The following is a 15,253-nucleotide window of genomic DNA, read 5'->3' on the forward strand; positions in this document are numbered from 1 at the left end:
GCCCGCGAAGCCCCTGCCCTCGCCACGCCCCGCGTCCGAAGAGACCTCGACACATGCAACGCCCGCCCCTGGTCGGAAACATCCTCGGCTTGATCGGCAACACGCCGATCGTCCGCCTGCGCCGCGTGTGCGGCGGTGACAAGACCCACGCGACGGTGTGGGGCAAGTGCGAGATGACCAACCCCGGCGGCTCCGTGAAGGACCGCATCGCGCTGGCGATGATCGAGGACGGCGAGCGCAGCGGCAAGCTGCGCCCCGGCGAGACCGTGCTGGTCGAGCCGACCTCGGGCAACACCGGCATCGGGCTGGCTTTGGTGGCCGCGGTGAAGGGCTATCGCCTCATCCTCACCATGCCCGAGAGCATGAGCCTCGAGCGTCGCAACCTGCTCAAGGCCTACGGCGCCGAGATCGTGCTGACGCCCGACGATCGCACGATGGAAGGCGCGGTCGCGGCCGCGCAGGAGCTGTGCCGCCGCCCGGGCCACGTGATGCTGCAGCAGTTCGAGAACCCCGCGAACCCCGAGATCCATCGCCGCACCACTGGCCCCGAGCTACTGGCGCAGATGGAGGGCCACAGCATCGACGGCTTCGTGGCCTCGATCGGCACCGGCGGCACCATCACCGGCGTCGGCCAGGTGCTGCGGGCCCACAACCCCGCGATCCGCATCCTCGGCGTCGAGCCCGAGCGCAGCCCGGTGCTGCGCGGCGGCCTGCCCGGGCCCCACCGCATCCAGGGCATCGGCGCCGGCTTCGTGCCTGGCGTGCTCGACACCAAGGTCTACGAAGCCATCGTCGGCGTGCACGACGAGGAGGCCTACCGCATGAAGCAGCGGCTGGCCCACGAAGAGGGCCTGCTGGTCGGCATCTCGGCCGGCGCCGCGGTGCTGGTGGCCGAGCGGCTCGCCGCCGAGCTCGGACCCGGCAAGAACGTCATCACCGTGTTGTGCGATACCGGCGAGCGCTACTTCAGCCTCGACGAGTTCTTCACCGACGCCGAGCGTCGCTAGCGGCGAGGAGCAAGTGGTGGCGGCGCACTTCGTGGTGATCGGTGCCGGCGGCCTGGGCTGCCCCGCGCTGCTGGGCCTGCGGGCCGCAGGCGCGGCGCGCATCGACATCATCGATCACGATCGCGTCGAGCTGGGCAACCTGCCGCGGCAGGTGCTGTTCGATCACGGGGACATCGGCGCGCCCAAGGCCGAGGTCGCGGCGGCCCGGCTGCGTGCGCTCGGGGTCGACGCGCGCGCCCACGTCGAGCGGGTCGAGTCCGAGCAGCTCCACGATCGCATCGCCACGCTGCCGGACTCCGCGATCGTGCTCGACTGCACCGACGCGCCGGCGGTGAAGTTCGCCTGCAACGATGCCCTGGTCGCGCTCGGTCGCCGCGGGGTCATCGGCGCTGCGTTGGCGTTGCGGGGCCAGGCCATCGCCGTCGCGCCGGGCTCGGCGTGCTACCGCTGCGTGTACGAGGCGCCGCCGCCGGTCGAGCTGGTGCCGACCTGCGCCGAGGCCGGCGTGCTCGGGCCCGCGGTCGGCACCGTCGGCATGTTCATGGCCCACCTCGCGGCGCTGCTCGCCGGCGACGCCGGGCACGACGCCGTCGGCCGACTGTTCGTGCTCGAGCTCGGCGTTGGACACCTGCGCGCGCTGTCCGGCCGTAGCCGGCCCGACTGCCGCTGCGCGAGCGCCCGCGTCACCGCAACCGCTGCCGTGACGTCCGAATCGTTGTAGACCTCCCGCGTCCTCGTACCGCCCACCCCACTCGAAGACGACTCGCCTTCGCACGACGAGAGCAGCCCCAAAGGAGAAGCAGCCATGGCCCAAGTCCGCATCCCCACGCCCCTGCGCAAGTTCACCCAAGGCAAGGAGGAGGTCACGGTCGCCGGCGCCAACGTGCGCGAGCTGCTGGGCAACCTCGAGAGCGCCTACCCCGGGATCAAGGAGCGCATCTGCGACGAGACCGGCGCGGTGCGTCGCTTCGTCAACGTGTTCGTCGCCGACGAGGACATCCGCTTCCTCGACAACCTCGACACCGCGGTCAAGGATGGCGACGAGGTCAGCATCATCCCGGCCATCGCAGGGGGCATGTGAGTCCGAGCGAGCCAGGGTTCGCGCCGCGGATCGACGGTGTCGACGCGCCGGCTGGCGTGGCCTTGGCGGCGCGCGCCCGGCCGCGCGCGGTCGACTCGGTGGTCGAGCTGGTCGGCAACACCCCGTTGGTGCGGCTGCGGTGGTTCGAGGCCGCGTGCCCGGGGGTCGAGCTGTGGGCCAAGTGCGAGTTCGCCAACCCCGGCGGCTCGGTGAAGGACCGCGCGGCGCTGCGGATCATCCGCGACGCGCAGGCCCGCGGCGATCTGCCGCCCGGCGTGCGACTCATCGACAGCACCAGCGGCAACACCGGCATCGCGTACTCGATGGTCGGCGCGGCGCTGGGCGTGCCGATCACGCTGGTGATGCCGGAGAACGTCAGCAACCCGCGCAAGCAGGTCACGCGGGCGTTCGGCACCGAGCTCATCTTCTCGGATCCGATGGAGGGCAGCGACGGTGCCATCGTGCACGCGCGCGCGCTCGTCGACGCCGATCCCGATCGGTACTATTACCCCAACCAGTACGCCAACGACTCCAACTGGCGCGCGCACTACGACGGCACCGGGGTCGAGATCTGGGCCCAGACCGAGGGTCGCGTGACGCACTTCGTGACCGGCATCGGCACCAGCGGTACCGTCATGGGCACCTCGCGACGGCTGCACGAGTGCAACCCGGCGGTGCGCTGCATCGCGGTGCAGCCCGACGACGCGATGCACGGGCTCGAGGGCCTCAAGCACATCCCGTCGAGCCTGGTGCCGCCGATCTACGACGAGGGCGTGCTCGACGACACCATCTGGATGCCCACCGAGGAGGGCTGGGACGTGTCGGAGCAGCTCGCCACGCACGAGGCGCTGTTCGTCGGGCACTCCTCGGGGGCCAACGTGGCCGGCGCGCTGCGGGTGGCGAAGCAACTGTCGCAGCAGGGTCAGCGCGGCTGCGTCGTGACGGTGCTGTGTGACCGCGGCGATCGCTACTTCGCGCCGCTGAAGTGGGAGCGGAACTTTGTCTGGTGAATCGAGCTCGAACGTCATCGCGCCCGCGCACCTCGAGGCGATCTATCGCCAGGCGCGCGCGGAGTTCCCCAAGGAGTGCTGCGGCTTCATCCTCGGCGAGGGCGACCGCGCCGAGCTGGTGCCGTGCATCAACCGCCAGGATCAGCTGCACGCGCTCGACCCCGAGGCCCATCCCCGCACGGCCGAGAACGGCTACAACATCGGCGGCAAGCAGCTGCTGCAGCTGGTGCGCAGCTTCGAATCGGAGCAGCCGGCCCGCATCATCTACCACTCGCATCCGCGGGTCGGCGCGTACTTCTCCGAGGAGGACACCCGCGCCGCGCTCGGGGCCGGGTATCCCTGCGACTACCTGGTGGTCGACGTGCAGGATCAGGGCATCGTCGAGGCCAAGCTGTTCCGGCAGGACGGCGAGCGGTACGTCGAGATCGCACGATTCGAGGGGGCGGCGATCTGAGGCGCACTCGAGCGGGTGCCCATGCACCCCGGCCATCAAGCGTCGCGAAGCGCCATGACCAAGCCGCGCAATCCCGTCGACGATCTCCGCGGCGCGAGCCGGCTCGCGATCGCGGCCGTGCAGGGCGTGACCGGCCTGGTCGAGACGATGCATCGCACGATCCTCGGCGGGCCCGCGGTGTTGGGGAAGCCGCTCGAGGGCGCGGCCGAGGCGTTGCTGTCGCCACTGTATCGCGGCGTGCAGGCGGCGACCGGCCTGGTCGGCGGTGGCATCGACGCCGCGCTCGCGCAGGTGGCCGCGCTCGCGCCGGGGCTGTCGCAGGCGACGCGAACGCTGCGGGGTGACGGCGCCCCGACGACCGAGGCGGCCGCGCGGGGCGAGCACGACGCCGTGCTGGCGGCGCTGAACGGCGTGCTCGGTGACTACCTGCACGCGACCGACAACCCGCTGGCGATCGAGATGGCGCTGCGGGTCGACGGCCGCGCATTGCGACTCGAGCGCGAAGCCTTGGCGGCCGCCCTGCCGAGTGCAAGCGCGGACCTGCTCGTGCTCGTCCACGGCTCGTGCATGAACGATCGCCAGTGGCGCCACCGCGGCCACGACCACGACCACGGCGCGGCGCTGGCCGAGGCGCTGGGGCTGACGCCGGTGTACCTGCACTACAACAGCGGCCTGCACGTCGCCGACAACGGCGAGCGCTTCGCGGCGCTGCTCGAGCAGCTGGTCGCGCAGTGGCCGGTCGCACCGGCGTCGCTGACGATCGTCGGCCACAGCATGGGCGGGCTCGTGACGCGCAGCGCGTGTCACGAGGGCGAGCTCGCCGGTCACGCGTGGCGCAAGCTGCTGCGGGCGATCGTCACGCTCGGCACGCCCCACCACGGCGCCCCGCTCGAGCGCGCCGGCAACTGGGTCGGACCGCTGCTGTCGGTCAGTCGCTACAGCGCGCCGCTGGCCCAGCTCGCGCGCATCCGCAGCGCCGGCGTCACGTGCCTGCGCTTCGGCGACGTGCGCCGCGGCGACGACGACGCGGATCGCTTCGCCGACCACGTCGATCGCCGACGCCCGCTGCCGCTGCCCGAGGGCGTCGCATGCCACGCAGTCGCGGCTTCGCTGGCGCCTGCCCCCGAGCCCACGCCACCGGGCGACGGGCTGGTGCCGGTCGACAGCGCGCTCGGACGCTGCGAGCGCGCTGAGCTGACGCTGGCGTTTCCACCGCTGCACTGCGCGCTGGTGTTCGACACCGGCCACCTCGAGCTGCTGTCGAGCGCCGCGGTGCTCGACGCGATGCGCGGCTGGCTCGAGCCGGGCGCGGGCGACCGCGGCTAGACAACCGGTCGATCGATCACGGACCGTCGGGGTTCACACCGAGCGCAGCGAGCTTCGCACCCGCCCGTGGCGCGCGGTCGGTGACGTTCTCGCGTCTCGCCACGGATCCCGCGTCATGCCGCCATGGCGGCCCGGCAATGGGTACCTCCGTGCAGCATCACCTCGCTCGGCATCTCGTGTTCGTGCTCGCGGCTGGCTGCGGCGGCGACGAGACCATCAGCCCGGCCGCCGACGATGGGGAGACCGCGGCCGACGTCACCAGCACCTCGCTCGACGACGACGCGACCACGCAGGGCGAGCCCGCCACGACCACGCGCATCGTCGGCGGCGTGCACAAGGGCCCGTTCGTGATCGGCTCGTCGATCGAGCTCGCCGCGCTCGACGACGACGGCAACCCCACCGGCCTGGTGTTCCACAGCCAGACCGCCAGCGATCGCGGCGAGTTCGAGCTGACCGTCGAGCTCGGCGTGCCGGGCGTGGTCGCGCTGGTCGGCGAGGGCTTCCACTTCGACGAGGTCGCCGGCGCGCTCTCGGGCGCGCCGATGACCCTGCGCGCGCTCGCGGAGCTCACCACCGGTGGCACCCAGGAGGTCTATCTCAACCTCGTCACCCACCTCGCGCACCTGCGCGTCGGCACCCTCGTGCAAGGCGGCGCGCCGCTGGCCACCGCCACCGCGCAGGCGGAGGCCGAGCTGCGTGCGGCGCTCGGCATCGGCCCCACCGGCTTCGATCCCGGCGTCACCGGCACGGCGATGAACCTGCTGGGCGGCGACGACGACGCCAACGCGTACGCGTTCGCCGTCGGTGCGGTGCTGCTGCAGGCCGCGCGCGACGAGGTCGGCCCTGACGGTCCGGTCGACGCCGCGGTCCAGGAGCTGGCCAACGCGATCGCGGCCGAGCTCGCGGTCGACGGCACGCTGTCGATCGCGCGGCAGACCGCGCTCGCGCAGGCCGAGGCTCACCTCGACGCCGACGCGGCGATCGCCGCGCTGCAGTCGCGCTTCGACGCGATCGGTGCGACCGCGACCGCGCCCGATCTGCATCGCGTGCTCGACCCCGACGGCGACGACCTCGCCGACCGCGACGACAACTGCCCGCACGTGGCCAACGCCGATCAGCCCGACGGCGACGCCGATGGCGTCGGTGATGCGTGCGAGTGTGGCAACGGCGTGGTCGACTTCGGCGAGACCTGCGACGACGGCAACGCGGTGTCGCTCGACGGCTGCCAAAACGATTGCACCGCCAGCTGCGAGCGGGTCGCGATCGCGGGCGCGGCGGTGGGCGACCGTCTCGATGGCTTCGCTTCGCTCGACGACGGCGTGCTGTTCTGGCACCGCCGCAACGTCGAGGGTCAGTCGCAGGCGACGCTGTGGCGCGCCGCCGAGGGCGTCGCCGCGCCGGTGACCACCGAGGTCTACTTCGACGCCTCGGCGCCGATCCCATTGGGCGACGCGGTGGTGTTCGGCGGGCGTACGACCGGCCCCATCGCTCTGTGGCGCAGCGACGGCACCGAGGCCGGCACCACCTGGGTCGAGGAGCTCTACGACTCGGTGTTCGAGGGCGCGGTGCTGGACGACGCGCTCGTCTACCGCGGCGGCACCAACGTGGTCGGGCTCGAGCTCGACGTCAGCGACGGGACGCCCGCGGGCACGAGCCTGCTCGCCGACCTGGCGCCCGGTGCTGCGCACGGCTGGCCGCGCTCGCTGGCCCGCATCGACGACGCGGTGTGGTTCACGACCGGCCCCTGCAGCGCGCTCGGCCAGCAGCTGTGGACCACCGATGGCACCCCGGGCGGCACCACGATGATCGCCGAGGTCGGCGGCGCGGGCAGCTGCGCGCCGGTCGTGCGACCGCCGGTCGCGAGCCTCGGCCTCACGTTCTTCTCCGTGGCGCGGGCGGGCGGCGGCGTCGATCTGTGGCGCAGCGACGGCACCGCGCTCGGCACCACGCTGGTGCGCGCGTCGTCGCAGGCGATCGCCCCGGGCGAGGTCGATGGCGCGGCGATCTTCGGCGCCGCCGACGGCCTCTACCGCACCGACGGCAGCGTCGCGGGCACCACCCGCATCCGCACCTTCGAGCAGACGACCGCCCTGGTCGGCCTCGGCGGGCTCGGCCTCGTCGACGCCCGCGATGCGGGCCTGCACGGCCTGTGGGTCACCGACGGCAGCGAGGCCGGCACCACCCTGCTGGTGTTGCTGGGCAGCGGCGCGATCGGCCCCACCGCGGTGGTGGGCGGGCACCTGTTCGCGTTCTTGCCCGACTACTTCACCGGCCGTCGACGGCTGTGGGTCTCCGACGGCACCGTCGCGGGCACCCACGTGGTGCAGGCCTTCAGCGAGGCGGGCGACAACGGCGTGCAGGCGCTCACGGCGACCGGCGGCGCGCTGTACTTCGGCGCCGACGATGGCATCAGCCTCGACCCTTGGCGATGCGCGACGCAGTGATGGCGCGCAGCCGATCGCTTCACCGATCTGCGCGCGCGCGCACGCCCGCGATGAACTCGCGATCGGCCGGCAGGAACGCCTCGACGGGCAGTGCCGCCGCCGCGTGGACCTCGAGCGTCGCGCCCGGCTCGGGCACCGCGAGCTCGCGCCAGCGCTGGCCCCACGCGCGTGCGTCGACGTCGTAGACCGCCATCAGCACCTCGGGCCCCGGTGGTGGGTAGACGTGGTGCAGTAGCTCGAGCACGGCCCCGACGCGCAGCTGCGCCGCGGCGGGGCCCCACTCCTCGACCAGCTCGCGCCGCAGGCCCGTCGTCGGCGCCTCACCGGGCTCGAGCTTGCCACCGGGCAGCTCGAGCATCCCCGCGCCGAAGCGCGCCTGGGGCCCGCGGCGCTGCACGAGCAACCGCGCGTCGTCGAGCCAGACGAGGCCCGCGACCACGAACAGGCGCGCCTGCGTGACGTCCACCGGGCCAGCGTGCCACGGCGCCCGCGCGCCCCGAAAGCCCCGCGCGGTGCAACGCACGCCCGCATCGGACGGGTTTGCTGGCAATCGGACTGGACTCCCCGCGATCTCCCCCACTATCCTCCAGCCCGAGTACGCATGCGCCTCTTCGCGAGCAAGATTCCCCACATCACCGACGTCGTGACACGCACGCTCGTCGAGGCCGGTGATCTCGAGATCAGCAACCGCGAGGAGTTCAAGCGCGACATCGAGTCGATCTTGAAGGAGTACCTGCGCAAGGACCGGGTGCTGACCGAGTCGGCCAAGGACCTGCTCGAGGCGCGCGGCCTGCCCTACTCCGAGCTCTACAAGACCAAGCGCCAGCTCGCCGAGCGCGAGGACTTCGCGATCGGCGACGACTCGGTCAACTGGATCGCCAACCAGCTGGTCGAGATGTTCATGCAGTCGCAGTTCGTCGACGAGGTGTTCGCCGAGGACGGCGCGCTCCGACGCACGCTCAAGGACATCCTGCGCCGCAACATGCAGGCCGACGACGATCTCGATCGCGAGGTCCGTCGCCACCTGAAGCACCTCGAGGAGGGCACCTCGAGCTTCGAGATCGAGTACCAGAAGCAGCTCGAGCTGGTGAAACGCAAGCACGGACTGAGCTGATGGCGCACATCCTGGTCTACCTGCAGCGCACGCCGCAGGGGCTGCACCCCGCGAGTGCGGTCGCGCTGTGCCTGGCGCGGGACCTGGGTTCGGAGCGGGGCGCGACCGTGACCGCGATGTGTGCGGGGGATGCCGGTGAGCTCGATCGCGCGATGGTGTCGGCGGCCGGTCGTCACGGCGCCGACGTCATGGTGTTCTGCGGACCGGGCGGCATCGAGCGACTGCAGCAGCGACTGTCGCCGGTGCACACGCTGGTGCCGTGGACCGCGGAGGGCATCGCCGCCGCCTCCGGGCTCGTCAGCGGCGCTGCGATTCCACGCTGGGTCGACGCGCGGCGCCCCGACTGGGGCTCGCCCGACGCGACCAGTGGCATCGTGGCGGGCGTGCTGCCCTGGCACGACTTCGACGAGCAGCTCGAGGCCGAGTACCAGGGCGATGTCGATCAGGTGCCGATGCCGGCGTGGGTCGCCGAGGTGCCGCCGCCGGTCGGGGCCGGCGGCACCGACCGCCTCATCATCGGCGAGCCGCAGCTGCGCTACGTCGCGCCCGACGCGATCGATCACGAGCTGCGGGCCAAGCTCGCTGCGGTCGGGGCCAAGCCCACGCGCGTCGAGGATGTCGCGCTCGCCACCATCGGTCACACCCTGTGGCTGCAGCCCGGCGCGGGGCCGCTGCCCGACGCGCTCGCGCACCGTGGTCCGGGCAGCCGCGTGCTGCTGCTCCCTGGCCCCGACGGCACCTTGGACGCCACGTGGGCGCTGGCCGACTGGGTGCTGCCGGGCGCATGGCCCGATGTCCTCGCCGCCCTGCAGACGCCGGCGTGGCGACGCGCGCTGACATGACCACGCGAACCAGCGGCGCGATCGATGCGCTGCTGGGCGCCCGTCCGGCCGCGCGTCGCGTGGTCGCGCTCGGTGACGCGATCGCCGAGCGCGAGTCGGGCTTCGTCGCGACCGCGATGCGGGAGAAGGAGCTGCTCGACGCGTTGCGGGCCGCGCGGGCGCCCGACGTGGTGTTCGTCGATCGGCCGTCGGCGGCGCTGCGACGGACGCTGCGCGAGCACCGACCCGCGCTGCTGGTGGTTCGCGGGGCGCTCGCGCCCGATGAGATCGCGGCGCTCGACGACATCGCGCACCTGAGCTGGCTCGGTCCCCACGCGAGCGTGCACGTCGGCGGCGGCGCGGCGGTGGTGGTCGCCCACGCCGCCGGCGAGCTGGCGGGCCTCGTGCGCGCGCTCGGCAGTACCGCCGTGCGGCTGGCGCTGGCCCCCACGCCCCGCTGGCTGCCGGCCTCGCTGGCCCACAGCAAGCTCGACGGTGCACCGCTGCTCGGCACCGTCGCCGCCGCGGTGCTCGACGTCGCGTGGGCCCGCCGCGCGATCGCAGGTGACGGTCGCGACGTGCTGGTGCCGGTCGGCGTGCCCAAGCTGTCGCCGCCGCGACCGCGCGCGCCCGCGCTCGACGCGATCGTGGCCGCCCACGCGCTCGAGCGCTTCACAGGGCCGGTGTTTCCGTCGCCGCGGGTGATCGCGATCCTGCACGGCCACCGCCACGGCGGCACCGCGCCCGCCCACGAGCCCGACCCCGCGACACTGGCGGTGTGGGACCAGGCCCGTCGCGCATTGCCGATGACCGGGGCGGTGCTCGGCATGCACGAGCCCGACCCGTCGCTGCCGATGACCGCGCCGACGGCGACGTTCTTGGCCCAGCGCGCGTTGCTGCGCGAGCGATCGCTGCGGGCGGTGCTGGCGACCGGGCTCGGCCCCGTGACGGCGCCGCCGGACGACGGCCTGCAGCGCGCCCGCGAGGTGCTCGAGCAGGCCGCCGAGGAGCTCTCCGATCAGGAGAGCAAGGTCGTGTTGCGCGGCGTCGGCCTGCAGGTGACGCGGCAGGCGGTCGCGAACTCGCCCTCGGGTGCGGCGGGCTACGCCGAGCGCATCGGCTTCCCGGTGGTCTTGAAGGCGCTGTCGCCTGCGCTGCGGCGTCGCAGCGAGATCGGTGCGATCGAGCTCGAGCTGGCCAACGCAGCCGCGGTCCGCCGCGCGTACGCGGCGATCGTCGACAACGTCGAGCGACGGGCCCCGACCGCGCGGCTCGACGGCGTGGTCGTGGCCGAGCACGTGCCCGAGGGGCTCGACGTGCAGGTGGGCGTGCTGCGAATGCCCGGCGGTGAGCATGCGATCCACGCGTGCGCGCTGGCGGGGCAGATCGCGATCGAGCCCGCGTTCGCGCTGGCCCCCTGCTCGCCGACCGACGCGCTGCAGCTCGCCCACGCCGTGCTCGCGGGCATCCCGGTGCCCGCGCTGCGCCGCGGCAGCGACCCCGATCCCCGCGTGCTCGCACAGGTGCTGCTGCGCACCTCGATGTTGGTCGAGCGCTTCGCCGCGCGCCTCGAGCAGCTCGAGCTGTCGCCGGTGCGGTTGACCGGCGACGAGCGCGGCTATGTGATCCTCGACGCGCGCCTGCGCCAGCTCGCCCACGTCGAAGGCCGCTGAGATCAGGGCGCCGCGCCGCGCTCGCGCGCGAGCGCCAGCAGTGCGTCGACGTGGTTGCGCGAGGGATCCACGAGCACCGCCTCGAACATCGCTCGCACCAGCGCACCCATGGCCGGCCCCGGGGTCGCCACGCCCTGCGCGATCAGGTCGCGCGGCTTGAGCACGAGTTCGTCGGTCGACAGCGCCGCGTCCCGTACGGCGTCGTGCACCCGCGCGCGCGCGTCGTCGTCGAGTTCGGCCACCGCCATCGCGTCGTCGAGGTTGGCGCGACCGAGCACGCTCGCGGCGCGACGGATCGCGACCGCATCCGCGGCAACCGTGAGCGCGCGGGCCCCCTCACCGAGCAGCGCGCCGAGTCGCGCGCGCTCGGCTCGGCCGTGGCGCAACCCATCGAGCGTCGGCGTGACGGTGGTCGAGACCGCGGGCCACAGCAGCCGCGCCAGTCGCAGCACGGGGTCGGCCGGAAGCGCGTCGACGGCCGCGATCGCGGCGGCCTGCGCCGGTGCGTCGAGCTCGGGCAGCACCAGCGCCCACATGCCGGTGCGTGCCATCGGCCACAGCCCGACCGACGGCACCGCCGAACCGAGCAGCTTGCTCAGCTCGACGTGCACCCGCTCGCGGCTCACCTTCGCGAGCACCTCGAGCGCGCCGCCGATGGCCGCCTCGGTCGCGGGGTCGAGCTGCAACCGCCGGGTCGCGCACAGCCGAACCGCTCGCATGGTCCGCAGGCCGTCCTCGCCGAAGCGCCGCGCGGGCTCACCGACCGCCCGCAGGATGCCCGCGCGGAGATCGTCGAGGCCCGCGAACGGATCGGTGAAGCGGCACGCGATCGGATCCCACGCGAAAGCGTTCACGGTGAAGTCGCGCCGCGCGAGATCCTCCTCGAGGTCACGCAGGAACGTGATCGCGCTCGGCCTTCGGCCGTCGATGTAGGCCCCTTCCCCACGGAAGGTCGTGACCTCGACCGGCACCGTCTCGCCGCCGCGCTCCCGCGACTGCCGCACCAGCACGGTGATGGTGCCGTGCTCGATGCCGGTCGGAATCGTGCGACGAAAGGCGGCCTGCACCTCCTCGGGGCGCGCCGACGTGGCCAGATCCCAGTCGTCGGCGCCGCGCCCCATCAGCACGTCGCGCACTGCACCTCCGACCAGCACGGCCGCGTGCCCGCCCCGCTGCAGCGTCTGCGCGACCTCGAGGATCTCGGGCGGAACCGCGGCGGCGCGCAGCCGCTGCGCCGCCGCGACGGCATCGGCCGGTACCTCGTGGATCACCTCGTTGCCCTGCGTCATGCGTCGTCCGCCGACTCGCGAGGGCCAGCGACGCCGAAGCTAACAGGACCACCACCCCGACGGCCAGGGGCCGCGCGGACGCGCGGACCCATGCGCTTGCGATCGCCGGTCGTCGATCCGGCCCCCTGTGGTCTTGGCACCCCTTGGTCGCACGCTTCACTTTGGTACGATGCGAACGTGCGCTGCGTGCTGCCCTGCTTCGCCGTGTTGGCCCTGGGCTGCGAGATCGTCGATCCGGGCCCGGAGGTCGGCGTCGCCAACCGCTGCGTGCTCACGGCGTCGTACTTCGTCGAGCACATCGAGCCCGAGTACCTGACCAAGATCGGCTGCACCAAGAAGGCCGGCTGCCACCTGGCGAGCAACGCCAACAGCATCTTCCGCCTGCAGGACACCTCGATGGTGTTGGCGCCGCTGCCCAGCGATCCGCTGTCGGCGTGGCCGGTGCCGTGGCAGGAGAACTTCCGCGCGACCACGGCCCAGGTCAGCGACTGCGACCTCGCCGAGATCGCACCGCTGTACTCCGAGCCCGCCGGCGGCAACACGCTCGCGCACGGCGGCGGCGACCTGTTCAAGGCCGACGGTCCCGAGCTCGACCTCATCCAGACCTGGCTCGACGGCGGCACATGAACCGACCCGCACGCGAGCGCGCCACCGACGTCATCGACGCACCGCGACCGCGCGCGGCCGTGGCCGCCGTCGCGAGTTCGTTGAGCCTCGCGATCGCGGTGCTCGCGTTCGCACCCGCGGCGGCGGCCAAGCCCCGCGATCGCGATCGCGGCGCCGAGGTGCCGGCCGCGAAGGCCTACGAGGGACCCTTGGCGCGCGTGCTGCCCGAGTCTGCGCAGGTTTACTCGGGGCCCGGCTTCGGCTTCCGCGTGATCGCGGTGACCGAGCGCGACGACACCGTGCGCATGGTCGAGCGCGGCAAACGGGGCGGCTGGACCCGCGTGCAGCTGGGCTCCGGCGTGGTCGGGTGGATGCTCAGCGAGCAGATCCTGCTGCTGTCGCCGGGCAGCGGCGACCAGGCGCGGCCGGGCCCGATGCGCCGCTTCGGTCGCAAGCTGCGCGAGCGCGTGCTCGGGCCACCGAACCTGCTGACCGCACGGGTCGGCGGTGCGCTGTCGGCCGGCGCGCTCGGCCGCGAGGGGCTGTTCCTCGTGCGCCCGCAGGTGTTCCTCTCGCCCAACGCTGCAATCGAGGCCTTCCTCGGCCCGTCGGCGGGGCACGAGACCAGCCGCGGGCTGTTCGGCGCCGCGACCAACATCTACCTGACGCCGTCGATCCCGTTCACCGTGTTCCTCAGCGTCGGCGGCGGTGCGGTGTTCACCCGCGGCAAGGTCGACGCGCTGTCGCAGGCACGCTGGAGCTACCTGCTCAGCCCCGGCGGTGGGGTCTGGATCATCTTCAAGCGCGGCATCGGCATCCGCTTCGACTTCCGCAACCACGTGCTGTTCCGAGCCGACGACGCAACCTCGCTACGGGAGTACTCCGGTGCACTCGCATTCACGTTCTAGCTGCCGCGTGCTGACGTCGCTGCTGCTGCTGTCGGGCGCGCTGTCGGGCTGCGCCCGCGCGGTGCTCCCGAGCGAGAAGGCCTACCTCGCCGACCCCATCATGCGCTTCGACGCCGACGCCCTCGAGGCCAGCGCCGACGCCCACGTCTTCAGCAACCGCGAGGGCGCGGCCGGTGGCACCAACACCGCCGGTGGAGGCTGCGGGTGCAACTGACGCGGGCACCGTGGCGGCCGCTCGCGGTCGTGCTCGCGTTCGCCGGCGCGGGCCTGTCGCCCTCGCGCGCCCGCACCGACGACCAGGTGCGCGCAGCCGTCACCTACTTCGCCGAGCCCGCGCCCAACACCAACCTCAACGTCGTCCACCCCCAGGTCAGCTATGCGCAGGACTTCGGCGAGCACGTCGGCCTCGGGGTCGGCTACGACGCCGACGTGGTCTCGGGCGCGACGCCGCAGATCTTCGGCGTCGACGCGGTGAGTGCCGCGACCAAGTTCGACGACGTGCGCCACAACGGCAGCCTCGCGCTGCGCTTGCTGAGCGAGTACGCGACGCTGCGGGTGAGCGGCGGCTTCGCCGGCGAGAGCGACTACCGCTCTGGCACGGTCTCGGCCGGGATGACCGCCGATCTGTTCGACCGCAACTCGCAGCTGGCCATCGACTACACGCACAACTTCGATCAGGTCTGCGACGCCAACAACGACGCCAACCAGGAGCTGCTCGAGCTCCGCGCGCTCGACAGCTCCGATCAGTGCTTCGAGAAGGGCAGCGCGACCACGACCACACGCAAGCTCGCGATCGACACCGCCGCGATGTCGTGGACGCAGGTGGTCACGCCGTGGTTCCTGCTGCAGCTCGGCGCGAACGGCCAGTCGCTGCGCGGCTTCCAGGCCAATCCCTACCGCCAGGTGCTGCTGGGCGAGCGGGCGGTGCAGGAGCACGTGCCCGGGGTCCGCAACCGCGTCGCGCCGTTCGCCCGGGCCAAGTTCGCGCTCAAGCCCGTGCGCGGCTCGATCGAGGCCGACGTGCGGGGCTACTTCGACTCGTGGTCGGTGAAGGCGCTGACCGCCGAGATCGCCTACGAGATGTACATCGCGCGGCCGATCACGATCCGCGCACGCGCGCGCTGGCACGTGCAGGACTCGGCGCTGTTCTACCGCGACGGCAACCTGTACGCGTCGAGCGGCCCCATCGGTAGCTACTGGACCGGCGACCGCGAGCTGAGCGCGTTGTTCAACTCGGTCTACGGCGCCAAGGCGACCTACACCATCAAGGCCCGCGACAAGCAGTTCCTGCGCTTCATCGACGCGTTCGTCATCTCGGCAAAGGCCGATCTCATCTTCTATCGGTCGCGCACCGACAACCCCGAGTTCTCGCCCAATTTCGACCGCACCAAGGGCCTGCTCGACGCGGTGGTGATCCAGGCCCAGGCCGGCTTCGATTTCTGACGGCAACGAAGATGGCCGATCGTCCCCAGCGGCGTCCCACCCCGGGCACCACCACTCCACTTCCGGCGACTTCGGTC

General features: G+C 72.7%; 16 protein-coding genes. 14 read left to right on the top strand and 2 right to left on the bottom strand.

All coding sequences use genetic code 11. From position 1 onward, the window contains the following. Positions 1-53 precede the first annotated feature (53 nt). From cysK to IPH07_06430, 7 genes are all read left to right on the top strand, one after another. The gene (cysK, locus tag IPH07_06400) at positions 54-1,007 is read left to right on the top strand and encodes a cysteine synthase A (protein ID MBK6917012.1); all 954 of its coding nucleotides are present in this window, start codon (positions 54-56) and stop codon (positions 1,005-1,007) included. Between the two features lie 16 nt (positions 1,008-1,023). Continuing rightward, the gene (locus IPH07_06405; GenBank protein ID MBK6917013.1) at positions 1,024-1,728 is read left to right on the top strand and encodes a HesA/MoeB/ThiF family protein; all 705 of its coding nucleotides are present in this window, start codon (positions 1,024-1,026) and stop codon (positions 1,726-1,728) included. A gap of 84 nt (positions 1,729-1,812) precedes the next feature. Beyond that, complete coding sequence (locus IPH07_06410) at positions 1,813-2,088, top strand: MoaD/ThiS family protein (GenBank protein ID MBK6917014.1); 276 nt, start codon at positions 1,813-1,815, stop codon at positions 2,086-2,088. Positions 2,089-2,144: 56 nt separating this feature from the next. After that, complete coding sequence (locus IPH07_06415; protein ID MBK6917015.1) at positions 2,145-3,098, top strand: PLP-dependent cysteine synthase family protein; 954 nt, start codon at positions 2,145-2,147, stop codon at positions 3,096-3,098. Beyond that, a complete protein-coding gene (locus IPH07_06420; protein ID MBK6917016.1) occupies positions 3,088-3,552 on the top strand; it encodes a Mov34/MPN/PAD-1 family protein in 465 nt (154 codons plus the stop codon). Before IPH07_06415 ends, IPH07_06420 begins: the two co-directional genes overlap by 11 nt. 54 nt (positions 3,553-3,606) lie before the next feature. Then, positions 3,607-4,878, top strand: a complete 1,272-nt coding sequence (locus IPH07_06425) for an alpha/beta hydrolase (GenBank protein ID MBK6917017.1) — start codon at positions 3,607-3,609, stop codon at positions 4,876-4,878. A 137-nt stretch (positions 4,879-5,015) separates the two neighbouring features. Continuing rightward, positions 5,016-7,322 carry a hypothetical protein gene (locus IPH07_06430; protein ID MBK6917018.1) on the top strand — a complete coding sequence of 769 codons (2,307 nt, stop codon included), beginning with the start codon at positions 5,016-5,018 and terminating at the stop codon, positions 7,320-7,322. A gap of 19 nt (positions 7,323-7,341) precedes the next feature. On the opposite strand, the gene IPH07_06435 is transcribed toward IPH07_06430, so the two are convergent. Continuing rightward, positions 7,342-7,788, bottom strand: coding sequence for an NUDIX domain-containing protein (locus tag IPH07_06435; protein ID MBK6917019.1), 447 nt, complete (start codon positions 7,786-7,788; stop codon positions 7,342-7,344). Between the two features lie 135 nt (positions 7,789-7,923). Between IPH07_06435 and IPH07_06440 the strand changes: the two genes are divergently transcribed. Genes IPH07_06440 through IPH07_06450 form a run of 3 tightly spaced genes read left to right on the top strand, consistent with a single transcriptional unit; the run spans position 7,924 to position 10,930 of the window. Next, complete coding sequence (locus IPH07_06440) at positions 7,924-8,436, top strand: DUF507 family protein (GenBank protein ID MBK6917020.1); 513 nt, start codon at positions 7,924-7,926, stop codon at positions 8,434-8,436. Beyond that, on the top strand, positions 8,436-9,278 hold the full coding sequence (locus IPH07_06445; protein MBK6917021.1) for a hypothetical protein: 843 nt from the start codon (positions 8,436-8,438) through the stop codon (positions 9,276-9,278). The genes IPH07_06440 and IPH07_06445 overlap by 1 nt, the downstream gene beginning before the upstream one ends. Then, on the top strand, positions 9,275-10,930 hold the full coding sequence (locus IPH07_06450; GenBank protein ID MBK6917022.1) for an acetate--CoA ligase family protein: 1,656 nt from the start codon (positions 9,275-9,277) through the stop codon (positions 10,928-10,930). Before IPH07_06445 ends, IPH07_06450 begins: the two co-directional genes overlap by 4 nt. Before the next feature lie 2 nt (positions 10,931-10,932). Here the strand turns inward: IPH07_06450 and IPH07_06455 are convergent, their stop codons facing one another. Further along, on the bottom strand, positions 10,933-12,219 hold the full coding sequence (locus IPH07_06455; GenBank protein ID MBK6917023.1) for a hypothetical protein: 1,287 nt from the start codon (positions 12,217-12,219) through the stop codon (positions 10,933-10,935). Positions 12,220-12,396: 177 nt separating this feature from the next. Here IPH07_06455 and IPH07_06460 point away from each other — a divergent pair, with 177 nt between their 5' ends. Genes IPH07_06460 through IPH07_06475 form a run of 4 tightly spaced genes read left to right on the top strand, consistent with a single transcriptional unit; the run spans position 12,397 to position 15,176 of the window. Continuing rightward, the gene (locus tag IPH07_06460; GenBank protein MBK6917024.1) at positions 12,397-12,846 is read left to right on the top strand and encodes a hypothetical protein; all 450 of its coding nucleotides are present in this window, start codon (positions 12,397-12,399) and stop codon (positions 12,844-12,846) included. Further along, positions 12,843-13,733 carry a hypothetical protein gene (locus IPH07_06465; protein ID MBK6917025.1) on the top strand — a complete coding sequence of 297 codons (891 nt, stop codon included), beginning with the start codon at positions 12,843-12,845 and terminating at the stop codon, positions 13,731-13,733. The genes IPH07_06460 and IPH07_06465 overlap by 4 nt, the downstream gene beginning before the upstream one ends. Positions 13,734-13,740: 7 nt before the next feature. Further along, positions 13,741-13,947 (top strand): DUF4266 domain-containing protein, encoded by a 207-nt coding sequence (locus IPH07_06470; protein ID MBK6917026.1) that lies wholly within the window; start codon positions 13,741-13,743, stop codon positions 13,945-13,947. After that, positions 13,938-15,176, top strand: coding sequence for a DUF3570 domain-containing protein (locus tag IPH07_06475; protein ID MBK6917027.1), 1,239 nt, complete (start codon positions 13,938-13,940; stop codon positions 15,174-15,176). The genes IPH07_06470 and IPH07_06475 overlap by 10 nt, the downstream gene beginning before the upstream one ends. Positions 15,177-15,253 lie beyond the last annotated feature (77 nt).

This window comes from Deltaproteobacteria bacterium (assembly GCA_016709225.1).
GTDB classification, from domain to species: domain Bacteria; phylum Myxococcota_A; class Polyangia; order Nannocystales; family Nannocystaceae; genus Xiheibacterium; species Xiheibacterium phototrophicum.

What these genes read in the sequence shown, in the direction of transcription:
- IPH07_06445 (MBK6917021.1), top strand. Translation starts at nt 8,436, where the DNA reads ATGGCGCACATCCTGGTCTACCTGCAGCGCACGCCGCAGGGGCTGCAC.
- IPH07_06425 (MBK6917017.1), top strand. Translation starts at nt 3,607, where the DNA reads ATGACCAAGCCGCGCAATCCCGTCGACGATCTCCGCGGCGCGAGCCGG.
- IPH07_06440 (MBK6917020.1), top strand. Translation starts at nt 7,924, where the DNA reads ATGCGCCTCTTCGCGAGCAAGATTCCCCACATCACCGACGTCGTGACA.
- IPH07_06450 (MBK6917022.1), top strand. Translation starts at nt 9,275, where the DNA reads ATGACCACGCGAACCAGCGGCGCGATCGATGCGCTGCTGGGCGCCCGT.
- IPH07_06455 (MBK6917023.1), bottom strand. Translation starts at nt 12,219, where the DNA reads ATGACGCAGGGCAACGAGGTGATCCACGAGGTACCGGCCGATGCCGTC.
- IPH07_06430 (MBK6917018.1), top strand. Translation starts at nt 5,016, where the DNA reads ATGGGTACCTCCGTGCAGCATCACCTCGCTCGGCATCTCGTGTTCGTG.
- IPH07_06465 (MBK6917025.1), top strand. Translation starts at nt 12,843, where the DNA reads ATGAACCGACCCGCACGCGAGCGCGCCACCGACGTCATCGACGCACCG.
- cysK (MBK6917012.1), top strand. Translation starts at nt 54, where the DNA reads ATGCAACGCCCGCCCCTGGTCGGAAACATCCTCGGCTTGATCGGCAAC.
- IPH07_06410 (MBK6917014.1), top strand. Translation starts at nt 1,813, where the DNA reads ATGGCCCAAGTCCGCATCCCCACGCCCCTGCGCAAGTTCACCCAAGGC.